This window comes from Dyadobacter sp. NIV53, from assembly GCF_019711195.1.
Classification (GTDB): domain Bacteria; phylum Bacteroidota; class Bacteroidia; order Cytophagales; family Spirosomataceae; genus Dyadobacter.
The window spans coordinates 7,297,719-7,310,029 of sequence record NZ_CP081299.1 but is presented as its reverse complement, the minus strand read 5'-3'; the positions used below and the strand labels follow the sequence as shown (position 1 = coordinate 7,310,029).

At 42.0% G+C, this 12,311-nt stretch carries 5 protein-coding genes and 1 pseudogene; 3 read left to right on the top strand and 3 right to left on the bottom strand.

Going from position 1 to position 12,311, the window contains the following annotated elements; translation table 11 throughout:
- Nucleotides 1-15: 15 nt before the first annotated feature.
- The 3 genes and pseudogenes from KZC02_RS33515 to KZC02_RS30120 all read left to right on the top strand — a co-directional run.
- Nucleotides 16-264 carry a DUF4158 domain-containing protein gene (locus KZC02_RS33515; RefSeq protein WP_221392055.1) on the top strand — a complete coding sequence of 83 codons (249 nt, stop codon included), beginning with the start codon at nucleotides 16-18 and terminating at the stop codon, nucleotides 262-264.
- Entirely contained in the window at nucleotides 219-2,780 is a 2,562-nt protein-coding gene (locus KZC02_RS30125; protein WP_304488631.1) for a Tn3 family transposase, read from the top strand. The genes KZC02_RS33515 and KZC02_RS30125 overlap by 46 nt, the downstream gene beginning before the upstream one ends.
- Before the next feature lie 41 nt (nucleotides 2,781-2,821).
- Nucleotides 2,822-3,232: pseudogene (locus KZC02_RS30120) on the top strand (transposase); the annotation flags it as partial.
- Here KZC02_RS30120 and KZC02_RS30115 read toward each other — a convergent pair.
- The 3 genes from KZC02_RS30115 to KZC02_RS30105 all read right to left on the bottom strand — a co-directional run bounded on the left by KZC02_RS30115 (nucleotide 3,233) and on the right by KZC02_RS30105 (nucleotide 11,973).
- Complete coding sequence (locus KZC02_RS30115; RefSeq protein ID WP_221392053.1) at nucleotides 3,233-3,463, bottom strand: hypothetical protein; 231 nt, start codon at nucleotides 3,461-3,463, stop codon at nucleotides 3,233-3,235. It lies immediately after the preceding pseudogene.
- A 261-nt stretch (nucleotides 3,464-3,724) separates the two neighbouring features.
- Nucleotides 3,725-7,975, bottom strand: a complete 4,251-nt coding sequence (locus tag KZC02_RS30110) for a M4 family metallopeptidase (RefSeq protein WP_221392052.1) — start codon at nucleotides 7,973-7,975, stop codon at nucleotides 3,725-3,727.
- Nucleotides 7,976-8,025: 50 nt separating this feature from the next.
- The gene (locus KZC02_RS30105) at nucleotides 8,026-11,973 is read right to left on the bottom strand and encodes a M4 family metallopeptidase (protein WP_221392051.1); all 3,948 of its coding nucleotides are present in this window, start codon (nucleotides 11,971-11,973) and stop codon (nucleotides 8,026-8,028) included.
- Nucleotides 11,974-12,311: the final 338 nt, after the last annotated feature.

The following is a 12,311-nucleotide window of genomic DNA, read 5'->3' as shown; positions in this document are numbered from 1 at the left end:
GTATATTAACCCAATATGCATTATTGTTTTTTATGTCTATTCTATTTCACCCAACGGGTTAAACTAATATCAATATACGGTCAAAGAGATAAGACCAGAACTGAGCATTTAGGTATGGTCTTAAAATATCTAAAGTTTCGCAGGTGGCAACCTTTGGATGAAATCTGGCTTTCGCCGTGGCTACTCAATAAGGGGATGGAACATGACAACGAACCTATATTGCTCAGGCAAGTTTGTTTGAAACTCGGACAGGAAAAATTTTAAGGCCGTCCATTGGGACATTGGAAAGGATTGTTGGTGGTCTGGATGAACAGTTGCATCAGGAAACGTACAGAAGGTTCAGTCCGCTTTTGACTGAAGATATGAAAACCAGGCTCACTCAAATAGTAGAACTGGATGGTATCCGCGGTATAACCTTACACCGGTGGCTTTGCCAGGTTCCCACCAGTAATACGCCTAGGGCAATTAACCAGACATTAGAAAAGATCAACTTTTTAAAATCATTAAACGTCCATGGATGGGACTTGTCCGTAATAAGTCTGAACTGTAGAAAAAGGCTTGCCCAAATAGCCAGGAATGTTTCTAATAAATATTTACAGAGACTGAACGCTACCCGCAGGTACCCGATTTTAATTTGCTTCCTGTATGAAAGCCTAATGGATACCAATGATAAAGTACTGGAAATGTTTGATGACTATTGGGAGCATATTGTCAATGGTTCGAAAAAAGAACTGGATGTGTACCAGCAGACCTTGTTCAAATCACAGAACGAGGCGATGAAAACCCTCTCCCAGGCTGTCAGTATCATTATCAATGATACCGTTACAGATGATGAGCTTCGGGCATTTATTTTTGAAATATATCCAAAGGAAATGCTCAGCGAGGCATTACTTATAACAAGCTCAGCCCTTCGCCCTGTCAGACAGACTTATTTGTTTTACCTTAATAACTATTATGCCCATTTAAAGCAATTTACGCCCAATCTTTTGAAAACCATCGATTTTCAAATTGCCCATTCCAAAGATGGGTTTAAGGCAGTACTTGAGATACTGATCGATATACAAACCGGCAAACGAAGAAAACTGCCTGATGATGCACCGGTCGATTTTATAACACCATCCTGGAATAAGCTGATTTTTGAAAATGATCAGCAGCAGCCTGAAATTTTCCCCCAACGTCAACCTTACGAATTATGCGCGCTTGCTAACTTACGGGACAGGCTCCGTTCAGGAGATGTATTTATTGATATCTCCCGTAAATACGCAGATTTCAATTCGTTTCTCCTTTCAGATGAACAATGGGAATTGCTACGACAGGATTTTTGCAGTCAAATGTCGATGCCTAATCTGGCCACTGAACGTATCGATCAGCGTTTACAAGAACTGGAATCGCTGTTAAAACCGCTGGATGAACTGCTTAACGCAGGTGGTGAGATACGGCTGGAAGAAGGCATACTGGTAGTGCCGGCGCTGCCTGTAGAAGATATCCCCCTTTCGGCGAAAGCACTCAGGGAGCAGATCAATCAACGGCTCCCCAAAGTCAACATCACAGATATGATTAAGGAAGTAGACTCATGGATAAATTTTTCAGAGCATCTTCACGGATTGGAAAGTGAACCGCGCAACCAGGAGCACCAGTCCCTTTTATATGCAGCTGTTTTTGCCGCGGGTTGCAATATCCCTTTGTCGGATTTGGCCAGGTCTTGTGAACTTGATTACCAATCGGTTTGGTGGACAAGCAATAACTATCTGTCAGAAGATAATCTTAAAAAGGCTAATGATACTCTTGTTAACTTTCATTATCAACAATGGTTGAGTGGTTATTGGGGAGGTGGGACACTTTCATCCTCAGACGGTCAGCGCTTCCCGACAAGTGGGAAAATCCGGAATGCGAAGGCACTCCCCAATTACTTTGGATATGGTAAAGGGATCACCTTTTATACACATACTTCTGATCAGTATAGCCAGTATGGCAGCCGGAGTATTTCGTCAACTGAAAGGGATGCCACCTATGTATTGGATGAAATAATTGGTAACGAAACCGATTTGCCCATTCTCGAACACACCACGGATACGGCAGGATATTCAGATTTGATCTTTGCACTATTTGATTTATTGGGAATGGATTTTTGTCCAAGGATCCGGGACATAAAAGATCAGCGGTTGTGTAAAATAAAAGATAAGGAGTGGGAATACCCTGCCTTGAAATTTACGGGACGTGTTAATCCGGAATATTTAAAACAGCATTTTGATGAACTTTTGAAAGTGGCGGCCTCTATTAAGTCGGGACGAGTGACTGCTTCATTATTGATTTCAAAACTCCAGTCTTACCCACGTCAAAATAACCTGATGTATGTTTTACACGCTTATGGCCAGCTGATAAAAACCAACTTTATCCTTAAATACCTGCTCAGTATGCCGTTAAGAAGAAAAATAAATACACAACTCATCAAAGGGGAACAGCTTCATAACCTACGGCTTTATCTTTGGTTTGGTAGTGATGGTATTATACGCAAAAAACAGGAAGAGCAACAACAAAAAGTGGTCAGAAGCCTGAACCTGATGACCAATATTATCCTGGTCTGGAATACAGTTTATCAACAGGAAATCATCAAACAACTACACCAGAAAGGATTAGTAGTCGATGAAAATGACTTTGAATTTATCTCTCCGGCACCCTTTGAGCATATTAACCGGCTGGGGAAATACTCCTTTAATACAAATCTGGATCTTGGTGATAATGGTTTACGGCCATTAAGAAAGCCAAAACTAAATAATTAGTTCACTAACGCCGTTTTTCGCCCATTTGTAAGAAAAACCTCGTTTTTAGCTCAATTGACATTACCAAAGCCAATGTTCATGACATAGCATATTTAAAAGATGTTAAATCGCAATTATCTGATGCAGTGCTACTTGGTGATCGTGGATACATATCAAATCAACAGCAATTAGACTTGTTTGAATCAGTTAATATTCGCTTGGAAACGCCAATGAGAAGTAATCAGAAAAAATACAAAAAGCAGGCATATGTTTTTAGAAGAACCAGAAAAAGAATTGAAACGCTTTTTTCCCAATTATGTGATCAGTTTATGATCAGAAGAAATTACGCCAAAAGTTTTGATGGTTTTAGAACAAGAATTCTTGCAAAAATTACTGCTTTAACTTCGATTCAATATATAAATAAATATGTGCTGAATAGAAGCACAAATAACATCAAAATTCAAATCACTTAATTACACCCAACGGGTTAGTCTTAAATCTATTTCTGCCATCCAGTACCCTCTTTTCACCGCTTCACGTAAAGCAGAAAGGCTGTTTTCAGCTGATGTACTATCGACAACTCCGCCGCGGTGTGCAATCAGTTTATAATCAGCATCAAGCTTCTTGTCCGTTTGCTGACATAATGCATCTGTCATAGCCATCGACAGCATCCAACCGGCAAATAATGTTATCTGAAATTTCATGTTTATTTTGTTTACTTTTCTGCTGTTTTAATGGCAAATAATGCTATAAAGCGTATTGCCAATTGCAAAACTACCATACAATTTAATCCGTTATAAGGTCTGATATTGGTTCTTAACAATTAAATCATATCTGCCGCAAATAAAGTAAGACATACAGCATAGGATATACTGATCTGTAACGCTATCTATAAACGTTAAAATCCGAAACACAGAATTGGTGCTTCGGATTTTAATATAAGATCAAACAAAACGAGTTCTATCTTACGGCCGGACTATTTTCATAGTATAGCTTCTCACTTGTCCCAATGATTTTGACTCTGAGGAAATTACCTGATAAATACCTGATGGCAAACGGCTCATATCCAGATTAAATCTGCCATTCCTGTTTTTCACATTTTTTTCCGTTAGCACCTGCTGGCCTGCTACGTTTATGATGCTCACATCTATCATTTTAATTTCCGCGTCAGGCAACTCCACTGTTAATAGCGATTGTACGGGATTCGGATAAAATTTCAGGTCTCCGGTATTTGATGCATCGATAGCCAAAATACGGCTGTGAGCAAAGCCGCCGTCCAGATCAACCTGTTTCAGCCTGTAATAATTGATTCCTTTCTTATAACCGGTATCAACAAATTTATAATCATTCTTTACCGCCGAATTACCAATGCCGTCTATACTGCCTGTCTGTACGAAATCCCGGCCATTCATACTTCTTTCAACAGCAAAATAGTTGTTGTTCACTTCTGCCGCAGTTGTCCAGTTCAGCATATTTCCTTCAGCCGTATGTTTGCCTTCAAAACTGATGAGATCAACCGGAAGAGCAGGTTGCCCTGTGTCATCGGTTGGTGGAGAATCTGACAGACCAAAACCCGAAAAGCCGGAATGAAATGTAGAAGTAAAAGCGTAGTCGGAACCAACAGCAGTACTTACCACAGCCGCTGCTACCGAGGTTCCCACTTCATTATCTGGTCCGATACCGCCCGGACTTTTACCCATTGATTTAACATCAGAACCATTAAAACCAGGTAATTCCGAAGCTTTGTAATAGAGCGTAATCTCATATTCACCGGCAGGATTGTTATTGGCCGGGTTTACCATAAATGTCTTTTTGGTGATATGATAAGTGCTTATCCAGTCTGTTTCATCTATCCCTGCCCTGTCAATAGAAACGGATGTGCATCCATAATCATGATTGGTCAGGTTTTTAATTTTTGCGATCAGGTTCCTGGAATCGGGATCGTAGAAAAACGCAGTTGCATTCGGCCCCAGGTACTGTTCATCCGGCATTGCAGTTACAGCACTTTCAATCCCGGAAGAAAAGCTCCCTGTGACTTTTACATTGTCAATAGACCACGAATAATCAGAAATAGCTGTATATCTGAAACGTATTTTCATTGCCGCATTTGCATAAGTAACAGGAATTGAAATATTTCTTATTGCTGGCGCACTCCATGATCCGGAAGTACCCGAAGCCTCATTTTGAGTCAGCAAATTGCGCCAATTACTTCCATCCCAAACATCAACCCTACCAACCTCCTGTGATCCATATGGGTACATATTAAAAAACTCAATAAAAGAAAGATTAATGGAGGACATACCTATCGAGTTGAAAGGAGCAGATTCAGCTATTTCATCATATCCGTCAGGATATCCAAACCTGCTGTTGATATGTAAAAACGGGCGACCGCCGGATTTGTCCAGTGTCACCTCGTCAAATTCAACTACTTCCCAGGTTCCTGTACCTGGTTCATTATCAATGATTGTCCAGCCAGACTCCGATGGAAAACCTTTATTAAAATCCGCCGTCAGGAGTACTTTCGTCAATGTACCCGGAAGTATGTCATTATCCTTAATTATAATGGTATGTTTCTGATTTGAATTATCCGCGTAAGCATTTCCTCCAGCGAGGGTATATGTGAGAAAAACAGTTTCATCTTCTTCCGCATAAGCATCATTGTAGATTCTAAGAGTTAAATCCTGCGATAACTTACCTTCCTTTAAAATAAACGTAGAAGGTGTAATAGTGTAATCAGCTGTATTCCCCTGACTTGCTGTTCCGGCAGGGGCATTCAGCGTAACAGTTACCGGGCCTGACGGTGCCTTGTTAATCCTTACTTTAATTATTCTTTCTACATATTTCAAGCATTCACCAGGTGCTTGGCCCGGAATTATTGCCTCGGCTTCATTGACAATTGTGCTGCTATTAACAAATTGTACGGATGGTGTTGAACATGAATAAACCCTTACATCATCAATATACCAGCCTTCCACTCCATCGCATCCATCTGTACCCAAATCCCATCGAAATTCAATAGACTGCCCTTGGGTCAATCCCAATGAAGTCAGATTAATACGGCTTTGCCCCCAGCTTCCTGTTACTGACCCCGGGTCATGGCCCGAAAATCCCGGTTGCCCCTGTAACGGGTTATCGCTGTTTTCATTTGTTGTGCTCAACGTTGCGTTATAACCATTGACCGTGAATGCTGATAGAGGCACCAACTTCCATTCTCCTGAATTGATTCTATACCGTACATTGCCCCCATCATATCCCCATTCAGTTGCTATAAATTGATCAAAAGCCAGGTGAAATGGTCCTGACGAGCCAGTTGGAATTGTAATGACCGGACTCGTGATAGATATGAGCCCAATCTGAAATATCGTCTCACAATCGCCGGTTGGAGGAGTAACGCCATACATTACTTTACCCTGCCTGCTGCCAGGTGCTGTATCATCCTGCACCCAGTTACGGGGTGTCCATGATTGTGCAATCCCGGAATTGGAAAAGGTCCAATCATCAATTCCGGATTCAAAATCCTCATAAAAAAATGCATTCTCAGGCAAGCCACCGCTGCAGATAGCAGCTACCGGCTTAAGTATAGGCTCATAACCGCAGGTGTTTTCCGTTCTCATTTCCACTGCTGCAATGACCCTTGCCAGCTGCTCCGCATCCGCAGATGTGATCACCTCCTCCGACAAGCCTTGTGGCGTTTCTGACGTTGAAAGTTTGGGTAGATTAATACCTGTCAGATCTGTTAATGAAGCCTCCAGAATATCTGCCTGCGCCGCAAAGTCCGTTGTACTGCTCATGTAATTAACCTGCGCATGCCAGAAAATATGAGCTGCTTTCGTCAGACCGATTCCGGTAATTGTTTGCCCATTGTAAGTACCTCCGTCGACCAGCAAGGCATAAGCATGATTCAGGACTCCTGAATTAATGTGTACAAGTCCCAGATCTGTTTCATCTACACATGCATACAGGGGATCAGTTATCTTGCCCGGGCTATCTTTGCAGTTGGGATTCCACATATCCCTTAAAACACCATCGAAAGCAGTTCTTTTTTCTCCTATTTCCCAGCGTTCCGAACTTTCACATCCGGTTCTTGCTGCACTGCTTTCGCCTGTATCCATGTACCCGTTAATCTGATCCACAGTCTCTCCCCATATATCAGAGTATGCTTCATTTATCGCACCCGGCTCCCATCCATAAATGAGCCCGCTTGTATATTCAGTATAAGCATGTGCCCATTCATGAGCAACCACGTCATCTGATGCAGTTCCAGGGCAAAAATTAGCTGTAACACCATTCCAGCTTGAGCTTGGACAACCTATCTCATAGTTGTTATTAATGGTGACCATTTGTGCATCCTGATTATCAAAGGAAACGTAGCCAAATGTATTTTTCATTAAATTATAAATATGCCCCGAAGTCCTTACTTCCGACTCCTGCCACTGATCCAAGGTTCCTGGTAAAGCATCTCCTTCTTCCCATATTTTATTTTCCGGAGCCAATGTGCCTTCATACAAAACCCGGTCTATGGCATGTATTCCGTTAAACTGTTCTACCAAAGCTTTTGTATGTGCATTTATGTAAAGAAACTCCCGTACATCCTTATCATTTCGCACCTCCACCTCATACACCAGAAGTTTCCCTCCCTGATACCCCTGTGCCAGGCCCTTCTGAAATACATAAAGATTTATCTTGTTTACTTTTAATGGAGCTTTAAAATTGCCCAATTTCTGGCCCGTTACTATTTTAAGCGCTGTTTCAGCTCCATCACCTTTTGATACAGCGGGAACAGTATTGAGCTTTGTAACCGGTAATACATTCCCGTTTATCGCAGCAAGATCCATATTTTTGTTAAAATGAAATTTCAGGATTCCGTCGTAAACGGGAACGCCCTGGTAAAATTGCTGCATCACAACATGCGTAAGACCATAAATATTCTTTTTAACCTCCTTAACAGTATAATTATCTTTATCAGAATTTATGGCGGTGAGACGCGGGTTTTGCCTGATAAAGGAAAGTGCTTTTGCCTCTGGTGTTGCTCCGGATAATTTAAATGGCCTGGTTGCCGGAAATCTTAAAAAACCAAGTGAACCGGTTGCCTTGTCAATCGTGGGAACTGCACCTGTTTGCGCAGCAAAGGCATCAATTTCATCTTTTAAAGTTTTTTGCGCAAATGTGTTTACAGCATAAAACAAAAGGAAAAGTGGGAACAGTATATTTTTCATAACCGTACAAGTAAGGTTTTGGAATAAGTTTCTGGTAAAAGAAAGTCAGATTATAATTTGAGTGCTGAGAATGTATAATTCCGCTTTTCTCCCGACAAAATCACCTGATAGATACCAGGAGATAAACCGCCGAGATCCAGATTGAAACTGCCATACTGTCTTTTCAGGTTCCGCTTTGTCAGGACCTGTTTTCCTGATAAGCTGATAACCTGCACATTCACAGATTTGATACCTTCATCCGGCACTTCCATTTTTACCAATGACTGTACCGGATTGGGATAAAGTTTAAGATTGCTGCTTTGCCCGTCATCAGCTTTACTTTGTGTTACCGGAAGCATGCGGGACGCCGGACCTGATGCAGGAAGATCCGAAAGCCCAAAGCCTGAAAACCCAGAGTCAAAAGTAGCGGTATATGCATAATCAGAACCGAAGACATTACTCCCCACAACCGGTGCTAATGAACTTGTCGACGCGTCGCCTGCCTTGATACTTCCCTCACTTTTACCCATTGATTTAATGTCCGTACCATTAAAATTGGGGAGTTCCGACGCTTTATAATACAGTGTAATCTCATATTGGCCGGCGGGGTTATTGTTTGCCGGAATAACCTTGAATGTCTTTTTGGTAATATGATAAGAGCCTATCCAATCCGTTTCATCTACACCGGCACGATCAATTGCCACGGTAGTACATCCATAATCATGATCGCCCAGATTTTTAATTTTTGCTATCAGATCCCTGGAACCCGGGTCATAAAAATATACGGTTGCATTTGGCCCAAGATATTGTGCATCGGGCGTGGAAGTTAATGCAGTTTCAATCTGTGCAGAGATATCACCTGTAACTTTCACATTGTCAATCGACCACGAGTAATCATTGTCTGCAATATACCTGAAACGGACTTTCATTGCATGATTGGCATATTCCTGCGGAATGGAAATATATCTCATGCGGGGAATATCCTTAGGGCCTGACGATGCATTCTGCACCAGCAGGCTGTGCCATTCGCTTCCATCCCATACATCCACCAATCCCTGTTGTCCCGATCGTTGAAACTCCTGGATGAAGGATAGCACGATGTTAGTGCGGCCCACTGTACTGAAAGGAGCGGATTCTACAATTGCATCCACAGGCAAAATCGAGAAATCCGGATCCTGATTCTCCGACGAAGCCATCAGCAAAGGAGGTCCTGATGGGTCCAGAGGACGAGATAAATTAGTAATCAAATTCCAGTCGTATAAGGCTCTTTCGCGTCCGGGAATTTGCCAACCCGGCGGCAGCCCGTTATTGAAATCGGCAAAAAGTAATTGCTTGTTTGCATCATCAGGAACAAAATCATCATCCATTATGGTGAGTACATGTCGCTGATTATAGGTTTCAGGCACAGCTATACTATTGCTTTCCAATGAATAAGCCAGTAGAATGGTTTCATTTTCCTCCACCAATGCATCATCATAAACCCGTACTATGATATCCTGAGATATTTTCTCTCCTTCAAAAACAAACGAACCGGGCGAGATTGTGTAATCGGCTTTGTTCCCCAACGTGGCTGATCCTGCGGGTGTTTTTAAAGTAACCCTCACAGGTGCAGGAGGAGCCTTGTTAATTCTGATGGTAATTCTTTTTTCTGTATAATTTAAACACTGATCCGGCGCATTACTCATTTGATCAGCATCGCCTTCCCGAACAATGGAAGCATCGGCAACAAACTGCACTGAGGGTATGCTGCAAGTATAAACCCTGATATTGTCAATATACCAGCCTTCCAGTCCTTCGTAGATCTTTGTACCAAGATCCCATCGGAACCGGATAGTCTGTCCTGCTTTCAAACCCAATAAACTCAGGTTGATCCGGCTTTGCTCCCAGCTGGCGACCTCATAAAAAGAACCCGAAAAAGCACGCTCTCCATTTAACGGATTAGGACTAAACTCATCATCGTAACCAATCAAACGCCGGTTATAGGGATTTTCGGTAAATGCCGAATCTGGTATTAAAATCCACGCTCCATCATTGATACTGCATTTGATATTTCCGCCATTTCTGTAACCAAGTGTTACATAGTGATCAAACGCAAGATTGTATGGCCCGGCCGATCCGGTGGGTATAGTAATGGCCGGACTCGTCATGGAAATCAATCCTGATCCTACATTTCTATCTGTACCATAAGCTACCTTATCAGTTTTGGCTCCTGGTGTTTTTGAAGCAATTTCCCAGTTATGAGCTGTCCAGTTCTCTTCCTCTCCACTGTTGGCTAAGCTCCAGCCATTCAGGCCGGACTCAAAATCTTCATAAAAAAAGGCATTTTCTGCTGACCCTCCGGCACACAAAGGTGTAGAAACCGGATGAAGTGTTTGAAGTGTAAAGCAGCCATTATCAGTTCCCATTTCCACAGCAGCAATAACTTTGGATAATTGTTCTGCATCTGCGGTAGTAATTACCTGTCCGGAAAGTACAGGTGCAGAAGCATAAGTATAAAGCCGTGGCAGGTTAATTCCGATCAGGTCGTTCACTGACAGTTCCAGGATATCGGCCATGGCAACAAAACCTGTTGTCCGTGTCATGTAACTTGACTGTGCGCGCCAAAAGATATGAGCAGCCTTAGTCAGGCCAATCCCGGTTATGATCTGTCCATTATAAGTACCTCCGTCTACAAGTAAAGCATAAGCATGGTTGAGGATACCCATGTTCGGAAAATTATAGTAATAATCCTCATTATTGCAGGTGTATTGAGGATCAGAAACCTTGCCTGGATAGTGTTTGCAGGTAGGATCCCACATATCCCTGAGTATAGGATCGGCACGTCCTGTTATTTTTTCTCCGATCAGCCACCTCGTTGAGCTTGCACATCCGGTTCTTACTGCATTATTTTCATCCGAATCCAGGTAACCGTTCATCAGGTCCACAGTTTCTCCCCAGATGTCAGAATAGGCTTCGTTCAATGCGCCTGCTTCCCCGGCATTAACAAGCCCGCTGGTACTTTGGGTGTAGGCATGGGCCCATTCATGTGCTATTACATCATCAGTAGCCGTTGATGAAAATGAACTGACATAGGTGCCATTCCACCTGGGACTAAGACCCTCCAGGTCAGGCTCTGAATATATGTCGTCATTGACAATGATCATGGCCGAATCCTTGTTGTTAAAAGAGACGTAGCCAAATGCATTCTTCATGAGATTATATATGTGCCCCGTAACTTTTATCTGTTTTTCATGCCATGGCTGGAGTGTGCCGGGAAGAGAATCTCCCTCTTCATATATCTTTTGTCCATTGATATACTCTTCTTCATATAATCTGCGATGGAGATAACTGATCCCGTCAAACTGCTCAACAACCGCTTTGGAATGTGCATCTATAAACACAAACTCGCGTACATTTCTGTCATTACTTACCTCCACCTCGTAAACCAGGTGTTTGGGTCCCCTGTATCCTTGTACCAACCCTTTCTGGAAAACATACAGCGTGTTGCTCTTTATTTTTAATGGTACTTTTAGCTTTCCGGTTTTTTGTGCTGTTACAATTCTTATTGCTTCCCCGGCAGCATCAGCTCTGGAAACGGATGCAACCGTGTTGAGCTCACCTACGGCGACAACGTTGCCGTTCATAGAGGTAATGTCATTACTTTTATTGAAGTGAAATTTTACTACCCCGTCATAAATCGGGACCCCCTGAAAGTACTGCTCCAATATGACATGATCCAGTCCATAATTGTCCTTTTTACTTTCCTTTAAAACAAAATCGGATTTACCTGGCTTTATGCCAAACAGATCCTTGTTTTGCTGTAAAAATGAGAGTGCTTTTTCCTGGGGTCCCGCACCACTGATCTTCATAGCTTTGCCGGCTGGGAATTTTAACATACTTACCGAACCTGTTGCCTTACCGATCCCGGGGATAGCTCCTGTCCTTGAAGTAAAGAGTTCAATTTGATTTTTCAGCGGCTCTTGTGCAAACAAGATTCCTGCCCAAACAAAAAAAATGAAGTTGAGTAAAATACATTTCATGATGGTACATTTAGATTGATGAGTTTAGTTGAGTTGATGGTAACTGCCGAAAGCCAGGATGAAGTGCCAATAGGTAACAGTATTCGATATGCCTGAGAAACTTTGTAGTTATAAAATTAAGATAATAGCCCAATTTTTACTTAATAAAATCCAATAACTTATTAAGCGGTAAAATTCATCAGAAATGGGTTAACTACCTCTAAATCAAATAGAATTAACTAACTTTAATCTCTTATTATCTTAACACGCTAACCAGAAATGTGTAGAATGATATCTGGAGTAACGGAAGGGATAAACGTATCTGGCAGTACATTATAATGATAAAGCTGATTACCTGT

What these genes read in the sequence shown, in the direction of transcription:
- KZC02_RS30110 (WP_221392052.1), bottom strand. Translation starts at nt 7,975, where the DNA reads ATGAAAAATATACTGTTCCCACTTTTCCTTTTGTTTTATGCTGTAAAC.
- KZC02_RS30105 (WP_221392051.1), bottom strand. Translation starts at nt 11,973, where the DNA reads ATGAAATGTATTTTACTCAACTTCATTTTTTTTGTTTGGGCAGGAATC.
- KZC02_RS30115 (WP_221392053.1), bottom strand. Translation starts at nt 3,463, where the DNA reads ATGAAATTTCAGATAACATTATTTGCCGGTTGGATGCTGTCGATGGCT.
- KZC02_RS33515 (WP_221392055.1), top strand. Translation starts at nt 16, where the DNA reads ATGCATTATTGTTTTTTATGTCTATTCTATTTCACCCAACGGGTTAAA.